The 22055-nt window shown below is 67.7% G+C and carries 15 protein-coding genes; 5 read left to right on the top strand and 10 right to left on the bottom strand.

Annotated elements, in window-relative coordinates; all coding sequences use genetic code 11:
* Positions 1-130: 130 nt before the first annotated feature.
* The 5 genes from SJY41_RS11235 to SJY41_RS11215 all read right to left on the bottom strand — a co-directional run bounded on the left by SJY41_RS11235 (position 131) and on the right by SJY41_RS11215 (position 9099).
* Positions 131-2368, bottom strand: a complete 2238-nt coding sequence (locus tag SJY41_RS11235; RefSeq protein ID WP_380781728.1) for a glycosyltransferase family 4 protein — start codon at positions 2366-2368, stop codon at positions 131-133.
* Positions 2365-3465 (bottom strand): zinc-binding alcohol dehydrogenase, encoded by a 1101-nt coding sequence (locus SJY41_RS11230; protein WP_380781726.1) that lies wholly within the window; start codon positions 3463-3465, stop codon positions 2365-2367. Before SJY41_RS11230 ends, SJY41_RS11235 begins: the two co-directional genes overlap by 4 nt.
* The gene (locus SJY41_RS11225; protein WP_380781724.1) at positions 3458-5521 is read right to left on the bottom strand and encodes a glycosyltransferase; all 2064 of its coding nucleotides are present in this window, start codon (positions 5519-5521) and stop codon (positions 3458-3460) included. The genes SJY41_RS11230 and SJY41_RS11225 overlap by 8 nt, the downstream gene beginning before the upstream one ends.
* Positions 5518-7734 (bottom strand): UDP-galactopyranose mutase, encoded by a 2217-nt coding sequence (glf, locus tag SJY41_RS11220; RefSeq protein ID WP_380784119.1) that lies wholly within the window; start codon positions 7732-7734, stop codon positions 5518-5520. The genes SJY41_RS11225 and glf overlap by 4 nt, the downstream gene beginning before the upstream one ends.
* Positions 7735-7944: 210 nt before the next feature.
* A complete protein-coding gene (locus SJY41_RS11215) occupies positions 7945-9099 on the bottom strand; it encodes a glycosyltransferase family 4 protein (protein WP_380781722.1) in 1155 nt (384 codons plus the stop codon).
* Between the two features lie 214 nt (positions 9100-9313).
* On the opposite strand from SJY41_RS11215, the gene SJY41_RS11210 reads away from it, so the two are divergent.
* Positions 9314-12241, top strand: coding sequence for a DUF2339 domain-containing protein (locus SJY41_RS11210; protein WP_380781721.1), 2928 nt, complete (start codon positions 9314-9316; stop codon positions 12239-12241).
* Positions 12238-13593 (top strand): DUF3999 family protein, encoded by a 1356-nt coding sequence (locus tag SJY41_RS11205; protein ID WP_380781719.1) that lies wholly within the window; start codon positions 12238-12240, stop codon positions 13591-13593. The genes SJY41_RS11210 and SJY41_RS11205 overlap by 4 nt, the downstream gene beginning before the upstream one ends.
* Before the next feature lie 22 nt (positions 13594-13615).
* On the opposite strand, the gene SJY41_RS11200 is transcribed toward SJY41_RS11205, so the two are convergent.
* From SJY41_RS11200 to SJY41_RS11190, 3 genes are all read right to left on the bottom strand, one after another.
* A complete protein-coding gene (locus SJY41_RS11200) occupies positions 13616-14191 on the bottom strand; it encodes a helix-turn-helix domain-containing protein (protein WP_380781717.1) in 576 nt (191 codons plus the stop codon).
* A gap of 125 nt (positions 14192-14316) precedes the next feature.
* Positions 14317-14919 (bottom strand): response regulator, encoded by a 603-nt coding sequence (locus SJY41_RS11195; protein WP_380781715.1) that lies wholly within the window; start codon positions 14917-14919, stop codon positions 14317-14319.
* Between the two features lie 134 nt (positions 14920-15053).
* Positions 15054-15662 (bottom strand): M17 family peptidase N-terminal domain-containing protein, encoded by a 609-nt coding sequence (locus SJY41_RS11190; RefSeq protein WP_380781713.1) that lies wholly within the window; start codon positions 15660-15662, stop codon positions 15054-15056.
* A 284-nt stretch (positions 15663-15946) separates the two neighbouring features.
* Here SJY41_RS11190 and SJY41_RS11185 point away from each other — a divergent pair, with 284 nt between their 5' ends.
* The 3 genes from SJY41_RS11185 to SJY41_RS11175 all read left to right on the top strand — a co-directional run bounded on the left by SJY41_RS11185 (position 15947) and on the right by SJY41_RS11175 (position 20012).
* A complete protein-coding gene (locus SJY41_RS11185) occupies positions 15947-16336 on the top strand; it encodes an energy transducer TonB (protein ID WP_380781712.1) in 390 nt (129 codons plus the stop codon).
* 181 nt (positions 16337-16517) lie between these two features.
* Positions 16518-16787: a hypothetical protein gene (locus SJY41_RS11180; RefSeq protein WP_380781710.1), complete on the top strand. Its 270-nt coding sequence runs from the start codon at positions 16518-16520 to the stop codon at positions 16785-16787.
* A gap of 279 nt (positions 16788-17066) precedes the next feature.
* Positions 17067-20012, top strand: coding sequence for a two-component regulator propeller domain-containing protein (locus tag SJY41_RS11175; RefSeq protein WP_380781708.1), 2946 nt, complete (start codon positions 17067-17069; stop codon positions 20010-20012).
* Positions 20013-20066: 54 nt separating this feature from the next.
* On the opposite strand, the gene SJY41_RS11170 is transcribed toward SJY41_RS11175, so the two are convergent.
* Together SJY41_RS11170 and SJY41_RS11165 are read right to left on the bottom strand one after the other, a co-directional pair.
* The gene (locus tag SJY41_RS11170; protein WP_380784118.1) at positions 20067-20909 is read right to left on the bottom strand and encodes an alpha/beta fold hydrolase; all 843 of its coding nucleotides are present in this window, start codon (positions 20907-20909) and stop codon (positions 20067-20069) included.
* Between the two features lie 188 nt (positions 20910-21097).
* Entirely contained in the window at positions 21098-21883 is a 786-nt protein-coding gene (locus SJY41_RS11165) for an alpha/beta fold hydrolase (RefSeq protein WP_380781706.1), read from the bottom strand.
* Positions 21884-22055 lie beyond the last annotated feature (172 nt).

Below are 22055 nucleotides of genomic sequence, written 5' to 3'. Positions count from 1 at the left end.
AACGGCCATATGATCTCTCTCCGCATGCCTTGGTGGCAACCGTCAACGCGACGTGGCGGCGGAAATGTCCGCGCGTTCGTACCGACTTCGACCAGTATCCGAGCCGAAGTTAACGCAGGATATCGGGTGCTTATGCCTGTCGGATGACGGCGGCGAGCGATGCGTCCGGCACGCGCTCGGCGAGGGCCGGCGAGCAGGCGAGCAGGCCGTTGGGGCAGTAGCGGTCGTCGTCCCAGCCGGGGTGGTCGAGGATCGGGTAGAGGCATATTCCCTCGACCGGCACGCCGAGCGATTGGGCGATCTTCACCTCGCGCAGGATCATGTGGAGCCAGGCGGGGCGGGCACTCCCCTCGATACCGGTTTCGGCGATGAAGATCGGGCGGCCGTAGCGCGCGTAGGCGTCGGCTAGGATCGCGTGGAGCGGCCGGCTGAGGGGGTGGTCGTATGACAGCGGTGGGCCGCCGTGGATCCACTGGTTGTTGTGGTAGAAATTGACGCCGACGATATCCAGCAATGGCGCGCGGCCGCCGATCTGGGGCCATGCCTTGCCCGCGATCATGTCCCAGGCCTGGTATTGCGCGAGGCGGTGGCCTTCGGCGGCCGGGGCGTCGTTGGGGCGGGCGGGGTCGGTGATGACGTTGATGACCGGGTCGGCGTGGACGAACCTTGCCGCGGGATCCACGGCGAGGATCGCTTCCATCGCGGCGATCGACGCGCGCGCGAGTTGGACCTTGAGTTCGTAGCCGCGGCCTCGGGCGAACGGGTTGAGATAGGCTGCGTCGCCGCCGCCCCAGGCGAAGAACGAGATTTCGTTAACCGGGGCGTAGAAGCGCGTCTCGCCGGGTGCGGCCGGGCCGATGTGGCGCGCGGCTGCAGCGGCGAAGGCGGCGAAGCGGGTGACGAAGGTGGGCGTCCAGATGTCGATGTCGTCGGGCCAGCCGTAATGGAGCAGGTCCCAGATGACTTCGGTGCCGATCGCCTTGGCGGCTGCCAGCTGGCGGTCGAGGCTGGACCAGTCGTAGCAGCCGGGTTCGCGTTCGATCAGATGCCAGCGCAGGCCGTCGCGCACGGTGAGGATGCCGAGCTTGGCGAGTTCGCCGTAATCATGCGCGGCGAGGGTGTCGTGATGGCTGGCAGCGATGACGTCGACGCGCTTGTGGTCGTGTGCGCGGCGGTGGGTGGAGGATTCGAAGCCGCCTTGCAGGAAGCTGCGGAAGAGTCCTGTCGGGCGGGGTAGCGGCGGTCGGTCGGACAGGACTTCGGTGAACAGGGCTTCCCAGCGGGGGACGACGGCGGCGACGGCGTATTCGCTGTCGACCTTGGCGCGGAGGGCGGTGCCGAGGCGGTTCCGAAGTGCCGGGTCTTCGAGCAGTCTGGTGATCGCCGCGGCGACCGCGAAGGGGTCTTCGTGGGGCACGAACAGGCCGCTGATCCCGTTGACGATCTGTTGTTCGGAGCCGTTGTCTCGCGTTGCTATGACGGGGAGGCGTGCGGCACCGGCTTCGGCGATGACGTGCGGCATGCCTTCACCGCGCGAGAGCCAGACGAAGATGTCGAATGCGGCGAGCAGATCGGGCACGTCGTCGCGGTCGCCGAGGAAGGTCAGGGCGGTATCCAGGCCGAGTGCGTGCGCGCGGTTGCGGAGGGCGGCGGCGTATTCGGGGATGAAGGCGTCCGGTCCGCCGATGACGACGAAGCGGGCGCGGGGGTGGCGGGCGTGGACGAGCGCGGCGGCTTCGATGAAGTCCTCGACGCGCTTCTTGGGGTCAAGACGGCCTAGCCAGCCGATCAGCGGTACGTTTTCGGCGATGCCGAGTGCCGCCCGCACGGGGACTCGCCGGGTGGGATCGAAGGCGCCCGTGTCGACCATCGACGGGATTTCGACCGCGTGGTGTTCGCGGCCCGGCATCTTGCTGGCGGCGGCGTCGCGGATCGAGGCGCAGACGCCGACATAGCGCGCGGTGAAATGCTTGGGACCGGCAAGCGCTTCGGAGACCAGGCCGCCATGCTCGATCAATGGCGGGCGGAGGTGCATGCGTTCGAGCGCGGGATAGATGTCCGCGACGTTCTGGCACGAGACGACGACGTCGTACGCGGGCAGCTTGCTCGCGAGGTAGGCGACGGTCTCGTCGAAGCCGAGCGCGTAGGGCGTCCGGTCGACGGGGACGCCGATCGCTTCCAATTGCGCGTGCGTCTGTTCGGGCATACCGTCTTTTCGGAAGCACGCGACCACCTCGATCCGGTAGCGCGTCGGGTCTAGCGCCTGAGCGAGCAGACGCACTTCCGTCTCCTCGCCGCCGACGACGAGCCAGGCGAAGACGAACAGGATGCGGATCGGTCGGGCGTCGGCAGTGAGTGCGGTGCTCAATCGCCGACCTTGAAGACGATCTGGAGGAATTCGGGCCGCTCGCCGACCAGCCGCGCGATGAAGGCGGGGGCGTCGTCATACGGCACGACATGCGTGATCAGCTGCGCGCGAATCTCGGGGCCGCGGGCGAGGAGGAGCTTCACCGTTTCGTTGGCGAGGCGGCGGCGGTCCCATTGGAAGCCAAGCCCGCGCGGGACGCGGTTGATCTGGGCGCAGCGGAGGTTGAGGCCGTTGTGGTGGAACTCCTCGCCGAGCCGGAGCCGGTCCGCGCCGCCTTGGTAGAAGGCGAGGTCGATGACTGTGCCTTGCGGCCTCAGCGCGCGCATCGCGGCGTGGAGGCTGGCGGCGTCGGCGCGGGTCTGGAACACGACGTCCGCGCCGCGATCGTCGCCGCCGTGGATCCAGCGTGCCTTGGCGTAGGCCCAGGCCTGATCCTCGGTCATTGCGGTGATGCCGAGGCATTCGGCGCGCAGGCGGCGGAAGGGGGAAGGGTCGGCGATCACGACTTCGCTCGCGCCGGCGGCTTGCGCGAACAGAGCGGTCAACATGCCGACGATGCCTGCGCCGATCACCAAGGCGGGGCGGCCGCGGATGCCGTCGCCGAGGTTGACGACGTTGGGGCCGAGTAGTTCGGCGTCCGCGTGGAGAATGCCGTTGGCGGCGATCGGGCCCATCTGGCCGATATAGATGCCGAGGATCGGATCGAGCTCGGGTGGGAGCTTGGTCAGCAAATCGTTGAACGGGTCCGCGGTGTGGCCGGTCTTGTGGCCGAAGACGGTGCCGACGACGTCGCCGTTTGCGAAATCGTCGACCCGGCTGTCGCTGACGCGCGCGCATTCCATGTAGCCAAGGAACGGCACCGGATAGTGCGCGCTCGGTTCGCCGGGGACGAACACGCCGCGGCCTGCATCCCAGCGCGAGTGGAGATACGGGTTGCTGTTCTTGACGAAGGTGAGTTCGGTGCCGGCGGAGAACCCGGTGTAGAGCAGGTCGAGACGGACCTGGCCGTCACCCGGGGGCGTCTCGTCATAGCCGAAGAAATAGGCCTGGCCGGGACGTTCGACGCCGAGCGAGCGGACGTGGCGCCACTCAGACATGCGCGACCTCGCGTTCGCGGACGTCGATCGCGCGGCCTTCGACGGCGGAGCGTTCGATCGCCAGCGCGAGGCGGAGCGTTTCGAGCGCGGCGGGGTAGGGACAGCGGATCCGGTTCTCGCCCCCGCGGACCGCGTCGATGAAGTCGCGATCCTCCAGCACGACCGGATCGCTGCCGGTGCCGCGGACAGGGCGGCCTCGGCCGATGTCGATCATCACGTCGCGGTCGGTGAGTTCGATCGCGAGGCCTTCGCCGAACAGGTGCAGGCCGACGCGGTGGTTCCAGTTGAGCAGGCAGGTCGACGCGAAATTGGCGATCGCGCCGCTGGCGAAGGTGAGCATCGCGGTGCTGGTCGTCGCGATGTCGAGGCCGGGGAAGGCGGCGCGGTCGATATGGCCCGACTGGCCGTAGACGCGGACGACGTCGCCGACGAGATAGCGCGCGAGATCGACGAGATGCGTCGTCTGTTCAAGCATCTGGCCGCCCGATGCGTCCTTCTTCCACCACCAGCGCGGCGGCGGCGTGGAGTCTAGCCAATAGCCGGAGAGGAGGCGGGCGGGGGTCGCCGAGAGCAGCGCCTTCACTTCGTCCACCGTATCGAGATAGCGCCAATGATAACCGACCGCGGTGACGAGGCCGAGCCGGTCGACTGCCGCTGCGACGTCCTCCGCGGTGCCGAGGTCGAGCGCGACGGGCTTCTCGACGAAGAACGGGAGCTTGTGCTCGATCGCCAGGCGTTCGGGTTCGCCGTGTGCGAAGGGCGGCACGCAGATGTAGAGCGCGTCGAGTTCGACCGCGGCCAGCATCGCCGCGGCATCGTCGAACGCGCGGGCGCCGAAGCGGGCTGCGGCTTCGGTCGCGCGCGCCATGTCGACGTCGGCGACCGCGACGATCGCGACGTCGTCGAACTGCTCCAGCACGCCGAAATGGCGATGGGCGATGCCGCCCGCGCCGATGAACCCGATCCGTGTCCGCTCCACGCCGTCTCCCTTTGTGTTTTGGTCTTGCACGGCGGCGTAGACTGCGCGCGTGTCGGCAATCATGCGATCGGCCGAGAACAGGTCCTGCTGGCGCTCGATCGCGGCGCTGGCCATTGTTTGCATATTTTCGCGATCGGCCAGCAACGTGACGATCGCGTCGGCGAAACTGGCCGGGTCGGCGGCGGTCAGGCGACCGGTGACGCCGTCCTCGATCGCTTCGGCATTGCCGGGTGCGACGGTGGCGACGACCGGAAGCCCGGCCGCCATCGCCTCGAGCGCAACGAGTGGCAGGCCTTCGAATGCGGAGGGCAAAACGAGCAGGTCGGCGAGCGTCATCAGGTCGGCGACGTCGTTGCGGGCGCCGAGCATGCGGACTGTGCCGGCCAGCCCCTTGGCAGCGATGGCGCGTGCGGTCTGCGTGAGGAGGGGGCCTTCGCCGGCAAGCAGCACGATCAGGTCTGGATGCGCGGCACGGATCGCGGGCAGCGCATCGAGCAGGAGCGCGTGGCCCTTTTGTTCGGAAAGGCGCGCGACCATCAGCAATACCGGGGCGTCACCGACACCCCATTCGCCGCGCAACGCCGCGCGCGATCGGGACGGCCGGTGCGGGCCGACGCCGTTGTGGATCGTCTCGACCAGCGCGGGATCGACGCCCGCGGCACGATAGCTGTCGCCGACCGCATCCGAGACGCAGATCAGCCGTGCGAGCGCCGACGCGGTATCGCGGTGCTCGTCGCGCTGTGCCGCATCGGTCAGCAGATAGGGGAGGTGCTCGGTGCGGACGACGGGTATGCCGGCGGCCTGCGCGGCTCGGACCGCGGCATGGCCTTCCCAGCCGATCCCGGCATGGACATGGACGATATCCGGTGCCGACCGCTGCATCCAGCGCGTCAACGCTGCATCGTCGTCGAGCATCTTCACCGCAAAGCCCCTGGCGGCGGCGCGTTCGAGCAGCCCGGTGGCCGGACGTCCCGCAAACACGATGTCGTCGCCGGCAAGGCCGTCCGCCAGCATCATCATGTGCGCACCGACGCCCGACGGGGCCAGGCTGTCGGTCACCAAGCAGATACGGCTCATTCTGCTGCCGACAATATTGGCGCCTGCGACGTGGCTGATTGCGTGGTCATCCTGGCGACCATCCGGCGGTAGGTGGCGAGCGCCTGCCCCACGACCTGGTCCATATTGTAGTAGCGATACGTCGCGAGCCGGCCGACGAAGGTCACGCCTTGCTCCGCGTCCGCTAGCGCTTCGTAGCGTTTGAACAGCGCTTGGTTCTCGGGACGGGGGATCGGGTAATACGGATCACCCTCCGCGCTTGGGAACTCGTAGCTGATGCTGGTCTTCGCGTGAAGTTGCCCGGTGAGGTGCTTGTATTCGGTGATGCGCGTCTGCGGCACGGCTTCGTCCGGATAGTTGACGACCGCGACCGGCTGGAACTGCGCGACGTCGTGCGTCTCGTGGCGGAACTGGAGGCTGCGATAGGGCAGCTTGCCGAAGCGGAAGTCGAAATATTCGTCGATCGGGCCGGTGAAGACGATGTGGTCGACGTCGACGCGGTCGATCACGTCGCGATATTCGACGCCGAGATCGAGCGTGATGCCGGGGTGATCGAGCATTGCCTCGAACATCCGGGTGTAGCCGTTTGCGGGCATCGCCTGGAATGTATCGGTGAAATAGCGGTCGTCGGTCGAGGTGCGCGTCGGCACGCGCGCGGTGACGGCGCGGTCGAGTTCGGACGGATCGAGGCCCCATTGCTTCCGGGTGTAGCCGCGGAAGAACGTCTCGTAGAGATCGCGACCGACCGCGGCGACGACGACGTCCTCGGAGGTGCGGATGTCCTCGACCGATTCCGCGCGGCTGGCGAGGAAGGCTGCGGCTTCCGCGTCGTCCTTGAGCGACAGGCCGTAGAGGTCGTTGAGCGTGGTGCGGTTGATCGGCATCGGCACGAGCTTGTCGTCGACGCTGGCAAGCACGCGGTGTTCGTACGCGCGCCACTCGGTGAAGCGCGACAGATAGTCGAACACGTCGGCGGAGTTGGTGTGGAAGATGTGCGGGCCGTAGCGGTGGATCAGCACGCCGGCATCGTCATGTTCATCGTACGCGTTGCCGCCGATGTGAGGGCGGCGGTCGACGACCAGCACGCGCTGGCCGCTGTCGTTGGCCAAGCGCTCGGCGAGGACCGCGCCGGCGAAACCTGCGCCGACGATCAGCGTGTCGTAGCGTTCGCGTTTCGGGGCGGGGCGGAACGTGCGTTTCGCCTGGAGGACGCGGTCGATTTCGGTGGCCATGGCGGTTTGCGTGCGGTCCCAGGATTGCGTGGCGAGCAGGCGGTCGGCTTCGTCGCGCCATCCGCCTTCGCGGGGGAGGGCGAGCGCGGCCTCGCACGCCGCGATGAACGCGGGAGCGTCGGACGCGATCGTCACCGCCGCTGCGTCGCCATAGTGGCGGATCACGTCGACGATCGGGGTCGAGACGACGGGCAGGCCGCCGGCGAGGTATTCGGGCGTCTTGGTCGGGCTGATGAAGCGGGTCGCGGCGTTGATCGCGAACGGCATCAGCGCGGCGTCCCAGCCCGAAAGGTACGCCGGGAGTTCCTCGTAACCGCGGCCGCCGAGCCAGTGGATGTTGGCGTGGCGTGGCAGATGCGCGGGGTCGATCTTCACGACCGGGCCGATCATCACGAACGACCAGCCGGGCCGCTGGGTGGCGACCGCGTCGAGCAGTGCCAGGTCGATCCGCTCGTCGATCACCCCGAAGAAACCGAGCTTCGGCCCGGGGATGTGGCGCTGATCTTCGGGTTCGATGTTGCCCGTCCGCGCCTGTGCAAAATGCGCGACGTCGACCGCCGAGGGGAAGGCGTGGACGTCGCGGTGGCGGTCGCGCTTGGCTTCGTACAGGCTATAGCCACCGGTGAAGACCAGATCGGCGCGGGCGAGCAGCCGGGCTTCGCGGTCAAGCAGCGCAGGGTCGGCAAAACGGAACGCGGACAGTTCGTCCATGCAGTCGTAGACGACCGCACCGGCATCGAGATGCTCGGCGAACGGAAGCATCATCGGCGTGTAGAACCAGACCAGAGGCTTGGCCCGCATGCTCGTCGCGACCAGCATGTCGAGGAGTTGCCGCAAGCCGACTTCGACTTGCTCGGCGTTCCACCAATGCGGCAGGCGCGGACGCAGCGCGATCACGCCGTCGGCAGGGAAGGGGTGGTGTTCGAGGAACGGCAGCGGATGGTCGCAGGGGATATGCTCTTCCCAGAAGAACACCGTCCGGTCTTGCGCGAACCGCTTCATCAGATGCTGCGGGCGCTGGGTGACAAAATCCCAGCGGAGATGCGAGAAACAGAGCAGCGGCGGGGCACTGGCATCGTCGGATGTCGAGAGGCTGTCAGTAGGTCCGATACCGTGCACGCTCTTCCAATCCGCGAATCCGCGGTCATCCGCGTTGTTGCTCGAACCTAAAACCATGTTCCGGCCAAGTCATCACGCCGCACCGTGTATTTGTCATTGCTTTGCATCATGTATTTCCTCGATAATTACCGCCAATCGCGCGATTGTGTGTGGCCAGGTCCAGCGTGCGAGCGCCGCTTCGCGGGGGCGGAAATCCGCGGCGTTCGCGCGCATTTCGAGGATCGCGTCAGCAAACCCCTTCGCCGAAGCCGTCATGCCCGTCTCGGGCAGGATGAACTGCAAGCCGCACTTGAGGTCGGCATTGGCGAGCACGGGGAGGCCGGCGAGCATGTATTCGGTCAGGATTGCGGGTGCGCCGTCGTCGACGCCGCACACCACGCCGAACCTGGCACGGTTCATCAGGCGGTTCACCTCGTCGATCGGGACACCGGGCGGTCCGACGAACTCGATCGAGAGTTGCTCGTCGCGTGCCCGGTCGCGCAGCGCGTCGGCATCCTCGCCGTAACCGAATACGCACAGCGCCTGGACGTCGCGCGGCAGTCGGGCGAGCGCATCGAACAGGATGTCGTGGCGCTTGTATGGCTGCGCGGCGGCGACGTAGATCAGGTCGACGTCCTTGGCCGTGCCGAGCGGACGGAACTGGTCGATCGCCGCGAATTCGGGACCGACCGGCATGATCGCGGTCCGCATGCCGGGGTGCCGCGCCTCGACCTCGTCGGACTGCCACTGCGCCCCGGTCAGGACGAGGTCGAACCGTTCGCTGACGTCGGCGGGCACGCGCAAGGCAGGCGCGTCGATCGAATTGTAGAGGATGACGCTGTTCGCGCAGAGTGCCAGCAAGTCCGGCGCGATGCCCAGGCCCAATACGACCAGGACGTGCGGCGCGCCGAACGCCCTGACGAAGTCGACCATTTCCGATGAGGCGAACGGCGCGTGTTCGGCATCGATCCGGAAGGCACGGCGCGCGAGCACGGCGCTGTCGCGGTGGAACGGGGGGGCACCTTCGCCGCGCCAATGGTGCCAGATTTCAGCCTGCTCGACGATTCCGGCGGCGACCAGCGCCAGCGGAAGCCGCTCCAGATACCCACCGGCGACCGGGTCTTCCGGATGCGCGGGACCGGTCCATGGCTGGCTTGCGGTGTCGAGTGATCGCCACGACGCCACGTCGCGCGGCGCGGGCACGAAGCCGTTCGGCGACTGGCCATCGACCCAGTCGCTGATGACCACGACCGAACGGCGTGTCGTCAACGCTACCACCAGCGCATGGTCCTCATCACGTCTCCCAGTCGTCTCGGCCCAATTGTTTTAGGCGCATGTCTTCGAGCGACCGATCAACGGGCGAGACGGAGAAACGGTGGCATCCCGCTCGAAATTTCGGATGCACCTTCTTCTGCGATGTTGCTCGACCGTCTGCGTTGCATGCGCCATGCTCGCGCAAAGACGTCGGTAACCGAGCGGGGCAATGCAATCGATGCTGATCTGGATGGCGATCGTCGGTGCCGTGCTTGGCTGGGTGCTCGGAAGTTTCGAGGAAGTCGGCTTGCTTGGCGGGGGACTGTTGGGTGGGCTGGTCGGCTGGGGACTTCGCCGCGGCGTGCGACGCGAAATCGTTGCAGCGACGGCGCCGTTGCATCGGGAACTTGGCGAACTGCGCGCAATACTGACGGCAAGGTCGGGGTTTGTCGGCGCGGCCGGCACTAGGAGCGCGCCGGTCGCCGACCTGCGCGAACCGGCGGACGAGCCGCGCCCGGCAGGACGCGACGTCACTGATCCGCTCGGCCTGGATGTCCCGCTTTCGGATGCGCTGACCGCTGCGCCGACGCAGGCTGCCCCCGTGGCGGACGCGCCGTGGCGGTCTCCTCCGGGCGGCCCCCGCGACGCTTCTGCGGTTGCTGCCGAACCGGCGAAACCAGGCTTGCTTGCGACCGGTATTGCCGCGGCGCGTGGCTGGCTGTTCGGGGGCAACACGATCGTCCGCCTCGGCCTCGTCATCCTGTTCGTCGGCCTGTCGTTCCTTGCCAGCTACGCCGCGGCGGCCGGGCTGTTCCCGATCGAACTGCGGCTCGCGATGGTCGGCCTGTTTGGTATCGCGCTGCTCGGCATCGGCTTTCGGACGCGCGTCAAACGGCCCGATTTCGCCGTGTCGCTGCAGGGCGGCGGGGTCGCGGTCGTCTATCTGACGCTGTTCGGTGCCGCGCGCTTCTACGATCTCGTTCCACTTTCGGCTGCGTTCGTGCTGATGATCGCGGTCTGTGCACTCGGCTGCGCACTGGCGCTGCTGCAGCGATCGCAGGCACTGGCCGTCACCGCGTTTGCGGGCGGTTTCGCCGTCCCGCTGCTGCTGGGCGGGGACACCGGCAATGCGCTCGGCCTGTTCGGCTATGGCACGATCCTCAATCTCGCGATCCTCGTCATCGCGCGCGCGCAGACGTGGCGGGTGCTGAACCTGGTCGGCTTCTTCGCGACCTTCGGGATCGCCGGACTCTGGGGCGCGACCGCTTATGGTCCCGACCAGTTCCTGCTGGCGCAGATTTTCCTGATCGTCTCGGTGCTGATCTACGTCGCTACCGCGATGCTCTATACGCGTGCCACGCCGGGAAGGCTGGGCAACGCGGTCGACACGACGTTGTTGTTCGGGCCGGCACTCACCGGGTTCGGTCTGGAAGTCGCGCTGGTCGGCGACCGACCGTTCGGCAGCGCGTTTGCCGCGCTCGGGTTCGCGGCGCTGTATCTGGGCGTGGCGGCGTTCTCGCGGCGGCGCCAGCACGAAGGGCTGCGAGTCATGAACGAGGCGATGCTGGCGATCGGCATCGGCTTCGTGACGATGGCGATCCCGCTCGCGCTCGGCGCACGCTGGACGACCGCGGCCTGGGCGCTGGAAGGTGCCGGCGCCTTCTGGATCGGCATGCGACAGGCGCGCTGGGTGCCGCGACTGTTCGGGCTCGCGCTGCAGGTCGTCGCGACGTTGCTCTATCTCGTCAACCTGGACGACAACGTGGCGGCGTTGCCGTTTGCGAATGCCGCGTTCGTCGGTGCGATCCTGGTCGCGTTCGGATGGATCGCCACCGCCTGGTTCGCGCGGGAGCCGTTGCCCGAGGGCGAGAATCGCCTCGCCCGCATCTACGCGCGCGGCGAGGCGATGGTCGCGAAGCCCGCGTTCCTGACCGGGTTCCTGTTGTGGTGGATCGGCTGGCTGCTCGAAGCCACGCGGCGCTATCCTGCCGCCGAGCGCGCGCTGTCGCCGACGCCGGTGTTCGAGGCGAGCGTCCAGATCCTGCTCGCGGTGCTGGCCTATTGCCTCAGTGCGGCGCTGTTCGAGACCGTGGCGCGTCGTCGAAACTGGCCGATCGCGGCGTGGCCGGCGCGCGTCAGCGTCGTCGCGCTGTGGCTGGGCTTCCTGGCCGAGACCGGACGCGGCGACTTCGTGTTGTACGCACCGGGCTGCGTGATCTGGCTGGTCGCGATCGGCGTCCATGGCTGGCTACTCCTGCGAAGCGACCAGGACATCGGCGGACCCGGCACGCGCACGGCGTCGGTGGCAAGCCATGTCGCAGGCGTCTGGCTCGGCGTCGCGCTGGTCGCCAACATGCTGTGGCTCGGCATAGACCGGGCAGGGCTGTGGTCGACCGCCTGGAGCGAGGTGGTCCTGCTCGCCGGCGCCGTCGCGGTACTCGGCCTGCTGGCGCTGTGGGCGGGGCCTGCGCTGCACGCCGGAAGGGACAGGTCGCGCTGGCCGCTCGATCGTCACGCACGGCAATATGCCTGGACCGCCGCGGTGCCGATCGCGCTGGGTATCTTCAGCGGGACGATCGCGCTGGCGCTCTTCTCGTCGGGCGATACCGCGCCGTTGCCGTTCGTGCCGCTGCTCAACCCGGTCGACCTGATGGTCGCGCTCGCTGTCGGCGTGTTGCTGCTGTGGCGCCGCGCGATATTGGCCGCGAAGGACGTTCCGGCGGGGGTGGTCCTGCTGTCGGGCCGTGGCGCGAGGGTGGCGACGGCCGCGCTCGGCTTCGTCGCGGCGAACGGCGCCTGGCTGCGGACCGCGCATCATCTCGCCGGTGTGCCCTGGCGTGCCGATGTCCTGCTCGGCAATGCGCTGGTCGAGACCGGGATCGCGATCCTGTGGACGGCGATCGCGCTGACGGTCATGGTGATCGCGCATCGTCGCGCCTGGCGCAGCCTGTGGCTCGCCGGCGCGGGTCTGTTGGGAGCGACCGTCGTGAAGCTGCTCGTCGTCGACCTGTACGCAACCGGCGGCGGCGCGCGGATCATCGCCTTCATCGCGGTCGGCATGCTGATGCTGCTGGTCGGCTATCTGGCGCCACTTCCACCAAAGGCGAAGACCGAGCCGCACCGGGCCGACCCGTCGCGCGCAGGGGATGCCGCATGATCGGACGCGTGATCGCTCGGGGTGCATCGATAACGGCGGCCGCGATGCTCTTGCTGGCTGCGGCGCCTGCCGGATCCGATGGCGACCCGGCGGGATACCAGCTTCGCCTGCCACTGACGGTGGCAGCAGGCGACCGGGTGCAGCGCCTCGCCCTGCCGGCGGTGGTGCTCGCCGCGCTGCAGACGCAGGACGGGCATGACGTCCGGGTCTTCGATGCGCGCGACCGGGCCATGCCGATCGCCCGCGGTGCCGCTTCGACGACAATCCAGCGCGTGCCGCTGGCACCGATGCCGATACTCGGCGCACCCGATGCGCTGAAGATCTCCGGCGTGTCATTGCGGCTGGACGGCCGGGGCCATGCGCAGGTCGCAGAGGTGAGCGGCGCGCCGATCGCCGCCGGCGGCGCGCCCGAGCTGTTGGGCGTATTGCTCGATGCGCGCGCGGTGCAGGGTGGTGCGGCGCGCCTGTCGGTCGATGCCGACCTGCCCGTCGGTCAGCCGGTCACGTTGCTGGTCGACGCCAGCACCGACCTGCGCGATTGGCGCCGACTGGGCGAGGCGACACTTTACCGGCGATCGGGCGACACCGCGCGACCATCGGTCGTGCCGTTGCAGGCCGCGACGATCGCGCGGGACTATCTGCGGATCAGCTGGAGTGCCGGGTCGCGGTTGCTGTCACCGGTCGCGATCCGAACCGTCGCGCTGGACGTCCGTCCTGACGGTGCGCGCGAGACGGTGGCTTTCGACGTGCAGGCACCTGCGCCGACGTCGGGCAGGGCGCGGGTCATCGACTTCGCGGTGCCGTTCGCGACGCCGATCGCCAGCCTGCGCGTGATGCCGGCCGCCGACGATGGGATCATTCCAGTCCGTATCCTGGGTCGCGACGACCGCGAGCAGCCATGGACGCTGCTCGGCCGAGGCATTGCGAGCGCCGACGACGCGCGGGACATCGCCCTCGACGGCGGCACACCGCATGAGATCCGGATCGAGGCCGATGCGCGCTCCGCCGGGTTCGCTGCCGCGCCCCGGTTGCGGATCGGCTTTGCGGCTCGCAGCCTGATCTTCCTTGCGAGCGGTACCGCACCCTTCACGCTGTCGGCCGGACGGTCCGATGCGAAAGACCTATTCCTTGACCAGGGCGACATCACCGATGGTCGCGACAGCCCGGGCGCGGCGCAAATCGCGTCCGTTCCCGAGCCGTCGATACGACTGCTCCCGCTCGCACCTGAGGAGGTGTCGCTTCGAAGCATCCTCCTCTGGGGAGTGTTGCTCGGCGCAACGGCGTTGCTCGCGGGTATCGCGTGGCTGTTGTGGCGTCAGCAGCCACCGAAAGCGGGCGGCGACTGCGAGTAGGCCGCTTGTGGTCGTCGGGTCGTCAGGCGCGTTGCCAGGTCCGGCGCCAGATCAGCGGAGTCGCGCCGACGATCCGGCGGAACAGTCGGGTCAGGTGCGCCTGGTCGGTCAGGCCGCAGGAATAGGCGATCTGGCTGAGCGTATCGTCGGTCCGTAGCATCAGCGTCTGCGCCCGCCGGACACGTTGCCGGATGAGGAACGCGTGCGGCGTCTCGCCGGTCGTGACCTTGAATGCGCGGCAGAAATGCCCGGAACTGAGGCGCGCCACTTCGGCCAGCGCATCCACGCCGATCGTCTCGCCCAGCCGCTCGTCGATGTGTGCCACCACCCGCCGCAACTGCCATGAGGCGAGACCGCCCTTGACCGGGGCGGCCATCAGAATCGGGTCGGGCGCGTCGGTCTCGAGCGTCGGCGACGCGTCCGGTTCGGCGGCCTCCGCGAACATCGCCGCGAGCTGTTCCAGATAATGTCGGGCAACGTGCGGATCCCGGTCCAGCGCACCGACCGCATGCGCCACAAGGTGCGCGGCCCGCCTCGGGGCATAGCCACGCGGCGGGGCGGCTGTGGGGGGAGCGGCGGGGGGAACAGTGTGCAGCATCGCTCATATCTCCGTCGCAATCTGTGAGACGAAGCATAACGGATGCGTATCGATTGTTCGCGCCCCGGCCGGGGTGGCGGCTGCCCCCTCTTTAGTGGGAGGGACGCCCCCAGTTAGGCCGTTCTCTAAAGCTCGATGATGCCGCGCTTGGCCGCGATCGTCACCGCATGCGTGCGATCGGAAGCGCCGAGTTTCGCGAAGATCAGCTTCATATGGCCTTTGACGGTCTCTTCGCGGACGGCCAGCTTGGCGGCGATCTGCTTGTTGGAGTTGCCGGTCGCGGCGAGCGCCAGGACGCCGATCTCGCGCTCGCTGAGCGAATCCTCAATGACGTGGAAGGCGATGCTCGATGCGACCTGCGCGTTCAGGTGCTTGCCGCCGGCATGGACCGAGCGGATCGTGTCGAGCAGTTCCTTGCGCAGCGTGTTCTTCAGCAGATAGCCGGCCGCCCCTGCGCGCAACGCCCGCAACGCCTGCGCATCGCCCGAATAGGTGGTCAGCACGACGATCCGGGCGTGCGGCCATGTGCTCCGCATCGCGGCGATCGTATCCACGCCGCTGATCCCCGGCATCTGCAGGTCCATCAGCACGATGTCGGGCAGATGGGTCGGATAGAGCGCCAGCGCCGCCTCGCCGGACTCGGCCTCCGCGACCAGCTGCAGGTCCGCCTGCGTTTCGATGACCGCCTTCACCCCTTCGCGCAGGAACGGGTGATCGTCGACGATCATGATGCGGATCCGTGACGATGGCGGCAAGACGGGCTCACAGGCTGGCGGGACGCTGGCGGCATAGCGCGTGGCGTGGTTCCCGGACAAGGAGTTGGCGGACGAGGAGGCGGCGGACGGGGTAAGGGCGGGATCCATCAGCTTGCGACCAGCCGATCATAGGCCGCGCGGAACGTCAGCACCATCGCGTCGAAATGCACCGCGCCGACGCAGAACACCCAGCGTGCCAATGCCTCGGGCTGCGGCCGGTCGCGTGGCAGCGCGTCGAACAGGCCCGCCAGCATCGCCTCGGGCGTGCCCGCCAGCCGGTCTGGATCGAGCCCGCTGTCGAGCAGGCTCGGCGCGAACGCGGCCGGCGCGGCATCGATCCGCAGTGTCTCGCGCACGGCCGCCGCGACCGCGCTCCGCATGATCGCCGGGGTCCAGGCGTCCGGGTCGCCCAGTCCGATCGCGAGCACCGTCGATGCCTGGATCGGTGGCGCCGGCGCGGACAGCGTCAGCACCTCGCAGGATTCGGCACGAAAGATCCCGTCGGCGCGCAGCCGGACGATCGCGCCGCCGAGCGCCGCATTGAGGTTGCCGAGCCCCCCGACGGGCCCCGCCCGCCCGGTTTCGCGGCTGAAGACGCCAGCGCAAGCCACCGCCACGCTGACGCTGACCGCATCGCGCGGCGCGATCTCGATCCGAACACCGTGCCACGACCCGATCGTCGCTGCGTCGTTGGCACGGGCGTCAACCGCCGGCATCCCATTCTCCCCGCGATCCGGTACGGACCTCACCACCTTAGCGTATCACGCAGCGGACCGCCGCGACGTGGACAGGGCTGACCGAACTTGGACGAACGCGGCGTTCGCGCCCGTTGGTACCAAGCAGCGATTTCTAGTACGGCGCAGCGAGCCTGTCGTCTCGGCTAGCTGCCGTTCAAGACCGTTCGAACACTTCCGCAGACGAGGGGAGCGTGCCAGCGCTACCCGATTGCGAGCGCGCGGCAATTCGGTAATGTTGCCTGCAAGGTGGATGGCGAGTCTCGATGGGTGGTGTCGGCAAGCGAAGAATGACGATGTTTCGAGCGACGTTATCATTCGCCCTGATGGTCTCTGCCGGTACGGTTGCGTCGGCGCAGCTGGTTTCGGTTCAGCTCGATTACCCCGCAACCGCCCTGCGTGCGCGTGCCGAGGGCGTGGTGGGGTTCGAGGTAAAGCTCGCGAAAGACGGCACGGTCACGGGTTGCCGGGTTACGCAGACGAGCGGCCGGGCCGATCTCGATCAGCAGACTTGCAACCAGTTGCGAAAGACCGCGCGGTTCAAGCCTGCCGTTGACGCGGCCGGTAAGCCGATAGCGTCGAAATATGCCGGCAGATTACGTTGGCAGCTACCACGCTCAGCGCAGGCAACGGTACCCGCGGTGGTCCCTCGATAGACTGCATCTCGGGGAGTTCAAAATAACTTAGCGGGCACGGCAACGCCAAGCGAACCAATGTTTTTGCAATGTAGTCGTTGATTACCATTTTCCATCGGTCATTCGCTTTCCGGAACAAAGTGGAGTGCCGACGATTGATCGACTTCGGCCTTCGGGTCTGATGAAACAGGGGCGTGATACCATGAAGAAGATGATCGGTTTGGCGATGGTGGCTGGTCTGGCTACGGTGTCGGCTTGCAACTCGAGCCCGCGTGAGAACGCTGCGGATACCATCGAGGCAAACACCGAAGCCGTTGCGGACAATCTCGAGGATGCGGCCGACAACGCCGGGACGCCCGCTGCCGAGAGCAGCCTCGAGAACAAGGCTGACGCAGTACGCGCGACCGGGCAGAACCAGGCCGACGACATGCGGACCAACGATCCGGACACCAACCTGGCGAACGGTATCTAATACCGGACGTCGCAGGGCCGCACGCTCGTCGAGCGCCGCGGTGGGGATAAAGGGCATCCGAGGCAACTCGGGTGCCCTTTGTCATTTGGTCGATCGAGGCCGCGAAGCCATCATAGGCAGCCGGCTCTGAAACCGGCCGATCGAGGCAAACCGTCTCGGCGCTTGCATTTTTTCGTTCCGTCAGCGCAACGTCGGCGATCGTCGCGGGTGCTGGGTGAAGTCGTCTTGATCGCAGATTGCGGCTTTCTACGTGGCAGGCGCGGCGGCGTTCCCCGGGTGATGACGCGTCTCCTGCTGGCGGTTCTCTGCGTCCTGACTTTTGCCGGCGGCGCATCGGCGCTCGATCCGACGCGGACGATCGCGCAGCTTCGCCATTCGCGGTGGACGCTGGGGGATGGCGCGCCGGGCAACATCCGCGCGATCGCGCAGGGCCGCGACGGGTATCTCTGGCTCGGGACGGCCACCGGGCTCTACCGGTTCGACGGCATCACCTTCGAACGGATCGTGCCGGTCGACCAGCATCAGTACCGCTCCCCACAGATCACCGCGTTGCTCGCGGCGCGCAACGGCGACATCTGGGTCGGGTACGACTTCGGTGGCGTTTCCGTCTTTCGCGGCGGGGTGCTCAGGGATGCGAACCCCTGGGCGCCGTCGGGTGGGGTGGTCCGGATCATCGAGGGCCGCGACGGCGCGGTCTGGTTCGCGTTCGATTCCAAGGGGAAGCTGCTCCTCGATCGTATGTCGCAGGGGCGCTGGAAGCGGTTCGGAGTCAAAGACGGCGTGGCGCAGAGCGATGTGGGCGACATCGTCGGCACGCCCGAGGGTCTGTATCTGTCGGCGAGCCCGCGGCTTCTGCGGTTGAAGCCCGGCAGCGCGCGGTTCGAGGATGCCGGCGTGCCGATCGATGGCTATTCGTCGCTCGCAACGGATCGCGGCGGGGGCGTCTGGCGGTGGTACCGGGACCGCGTCCAGTCGCTCGGGCGCGATCGGCGGACGTATAGCACGGGCAGCGTGACCACGCCGTATGTCCTCGAACGTTCGACCTTCGATCGGGACAGCAATCTGTGGATCACGGGCCAGGATGCGGGGCTGGGGCGGATATCGGCGTCCGCCCTGCAGCGGCCGAAGGCGGCCGGCAGCCTCGAACTGTTCACCCAGAAGCAGGGCCTGACCGCATCGCTGACCCTGTCGATGCTGGAGGATCGCGAAGGCAATGTCTGGATCGGGACCGAATCGGGTCTCGACCGGTTCTCGCCCAGCAACATCGTCCAGCCGCGTCAGACCGAGGCGATCGTGTCGGGCTTCGTCGGGGATGCGGGGTCGGGGACGATCTTCGTCGCCGGACTGTCCGGGGTCTACCGGATCGATCGATCGGGAAAGCCCGTGTTGATCTTTCCCGAGACCGACATCGGCGTCCTGTGCGGCAATGCCAGTCGGGTGCTGGCGATCGGGATGCACGGCAAATACCTTCTCGACATCGATCCGGCCGGCAATGTCTCCCGGTCGACGCCGATCGCCGGGCCGCTGTCCCTGACGTGCGCGGTGGATACGAAGGGCGTGTTCTGGACCGGGATGGACCGCGTCTACCGCGTCGTCGGCAACCGGTTGCTGCCGGTCGGTGGTCCCGCAGGCTTATCGGGGGCAACCGTGACGCGGATCCGCGCCGATGATGCCGGGGGCGTCGTGTTCAGCCGTATCGGGCAAGGCGTCTCGCGGATCCGCGACGGCGTGGAGACGCTGCTGTGGTCGAGCGCACAGCGGGCCGTGGGGCGGACGCTGACGCTGGTGGCACGCCGTCGCGACCTGCTGGTCGTCGGCGACCAGGGGCTGGCGCGCTACGATGGGCATCGGCTCGCGTCGCTGACTGATCGGCATTACCCGTTTCTCGCCGGGCTGACCGGGCTCGTGCAGACGGCGGACGGTTCGAGCTGGGTGATCGGCGCGACCGGCATTTTCCGCATGTCGACGCGGGCGCTGGACGCGGCGTTCGCGCACCCCGGCCTCGCGCTGCCGCATGAACGGTTCGGCTATCAGGAGGATTTTCGCGCCCGGTCCAATCTGGTCGAAGCGAACGACATCGGCCAGGACGCGGCCGGACGCCTGTGGTTCGCCACCAACCGCGGTCTGGCGACGATCGATCCGCACCACCTCTCGCGCAATGCCGTACCCCCGGCGGTCCATATCCACTCGCTCATCGCCGGCGGCACCGAGCGGATGACGCGGCGCGGTCGCATCGAACTGCCGGTCGGCACCAACAACGTGCAGATCCGCTACACCGCGTTGAGCCTGACCGATGCGGTCGCCAACCGCTTCCGCTACCGCATGGACGGGGTCGACACGAACTGGATCGAGGCCGGCGACGCGCGCGAGGCGCTGTATACCAACCTCGGCCCCGGGACGTACCGGTTCAGGGTTCTCGCCGCGAACAACGACGGAGTCTGGAACCGGCAGGGCGCCGCGCTGACGTTCACGATCGCGCCGAGATTCTACCAGACCTATGTCTTCATGGCGTTCTGCCTGGCGGTCGTCGTCGCGCTGTTATGGCTGCTGTACCGCCTTCGGCTCCGCGTCCTCGCCGAGCGCACGCGCAACCGGTTCGAGGTCCAGTTGGCGGAACGCGAGCGGATCGCCCGCGAGCTCCACGACACGCTGTTGCAGGGATTCCAGGGGCTGATGCTCCGCTTCCAGTCGGTAGTCGAGCAGCTCCCGCGTGGCGACCGCGCTCGGGCGAGCCTGGAAAGTGCACTGGAGCGAGCCGACGATATCCTGCTCGATGGTCGGGAGCGGGTCAGGGTCCTGCGCGAGGATGTCGAGCCGGTCGCGTTGCAGGCCCTGCTGACCTCGGTCGCGCGGAACGTCGTCCTGCCGCCGTTGACCTGGGACATCATCGTGCAAGGCCCCGCGCGCCTGATCTGCGCGCCGGTCGCCGACGAGGTCGCGCAGATCGTCGGCGAAGCGCTGGCCAATGCGGTGCGTCATGCCAGCGCCCGTCATCTCACCATCGACATCCGGTCGGCCGCCGATACGCTCGCGATCATCGTGTCCGATGACGGGATCGGACTGCCGTCGCAGGTTCAGGAAGCGGGACACCGCCCCGGACATTACGGGCTGGTGGGCATGCGCGAGCGCGCGGACCGGCTCGGCGGCACGCTGGCGATCCATTCGGACGCGAGCAGCGGCACGGAGATCCGGATCAGCATTCCGGCGCGGATCGCTTACAGGTAATCGTCGATGCGGGCGGGCGGATACCGCGTCCCCCCGCCCGCATCGACCGACCGGTCAGGTTTTCACGAAGGCGAGCAGGTCCGGGTTGATGACGTCCGCGTGCGTCGTCAGCATGCCGTGCGGAAAGCCCTTGTAGATCTTCAGCGTGGCGTTCTTGAGCAGCTTGGCTTGCAGGATCGCGGCATTGGCGAACGGCACGATCTGGTCGTCGTCGCCCTGCAGGACGAGCGTCGGCACGGTGATCGCCTTCAGATCCGCGGTCTGGTCGGTCTCCGAGAACGCCTTGATGCCGTCGTAATGCGCGAGCGCGCCGCCCATCATGCCCTGGCGCCACCAATTGTCGACCACCCCCTGCGAGAGCTTTTCGGCCGGACGGTTGAAGCCGTAGAATGGCCCCGCGGCGAGATCGAGGTAGAATTGCGCGCGGTTGTCGGCGAGCGCCTTGCGCAGGCCGTCGAACACCGACATCGGCAGGCCGCCGGGGTTGCTCGCGGTCTTGACCATCAGCGGCGGCACCGAGCTGACCAGCACGACCTTGGCGACGCGGCCCTGCGGCTGGCCGAACTTTGCGACATAGCGCGCGACTTCACCGCCGCCGGTCGAGTGGCCGATGTGCACCGCGTTCTTCAGATCGAGATGCTCGACCACGGCCGACGCATCGGCGGCGTAATGATCCATGTCGTTGCCGGTATCCGCCTGCGACGAGCGGCCATGCCCGCGACGGTCATGCGCGACGACGCGGTAGCCTTCGCCGAGGAAGAACAGCATCTGCGTATCCCAGTCGTCCGACGACAGCGGCCAGCCGTGATGGAACACGATCGGCTGGGCATCCTTGCGACCCCAGTCCTTGTAGAAGATGTCGACGCCGTCCTTGGTCGTGATGAAACCGCTGCTCATTCTGGATACTCCGTCTGGGTGGGGGGGAAGGGGTGAGGCGAACGTCACGACCGGCAGCAACGTCGTCGCGGCTGCGGCGGCAGACGCGATGACGACGGCTCGCCGGGACAGTTCGCGCGTGATGATCGGCATATCGGTGTCCTGATGGTTGGCGGCGGCACCGGTGCGACGCCGTCGGAAGGGCGGGGTTATTGCGCGGTCGCCGCCTCTTCGATCAGCGCGGCGACCGCTTTTGGATTGGATGTCATCACGACATGCGACGCGCCCGGAACGACGATGGTCTTCCTCGCGCCGGCGCGCTTTGCCATGAACGCCTGCACCGCCGGTGGAATGTTCAGGTCGGCGCTACCGTAGATGAACCAGGACGGGATCGTCTTCCACGACGGCGTAACCGCCTTTTCGTTCAGCGCGGCCTCGGCGACCGGGCGCTGGGTCGCGGCCATCAGCGCAGCTTGCGCGGGCGGTACGTCGGCGGCGAACTGCTTGGCGAACTTGTCGCGATCGATGTAGAGATCCTTCGTGCCGTCGGGCAGCACGACCGGAGGCGCCAGCGCGGCGCCCAGCGTGGCGCCGGGAAACTTGCCCGTCAGGTCGATCGCGCTCTCGCCGGTATCCGGTGCGAACGCCGCGACATAGACCAGCGCCTTGACGTTGCCGGCATGCGCCGCCGCCTCGGTGATGACCGGCCCGCCATAGGAGTGGCCGACCAGTACCACCGGCGCCTTCACCGCACCGACGACGCCCGCGACCGAGGCCGCATCGCTCGCCACGCCGCGCAGCGGGTTCGACGCTGCGATAACCGTGTAGCCATCGCTTCGAAGCCGCGCGATGACGCCGTTCCACGAACCCGATTCCGCAAACGCGCCGTGGACGAGGACGATCGTCGGGCGCGGCGCCTTTTGCTGGGCCTGCACCCCGACGAACGGCACGAGCACCGCGGCCACGCTCGTCGCGCAAGCGATCCACCTGTTCATATCATAGCTTCCCTCAGGCCGTCTTGCGCTCTCGATTGCGCTTCCGTGCTGCGCGATTATTGGCAAACAAGGACGAAACTTGCGCAGGAATGACATATTGCGCCGCAACATCAAGCAGTGGCTGGGAATGCCGGTAATAGCTGATAGGACAGGGTGCAGGCCGATATACGGA

The sequence above is a fragment of the Sphingomonas sp. R86520 genome (genome assembly GCF_042466285.1).
Taxonomy (GTDB): domain Bacteria; phylum Pseudomonadota; class Alphaproteobacteria; order Sphingomonadales; family Sphingomonadaceae; genus Sphingomonas.
This window is presented reverse-complemented; position numbering and strand designations above follow the sequence as displayed.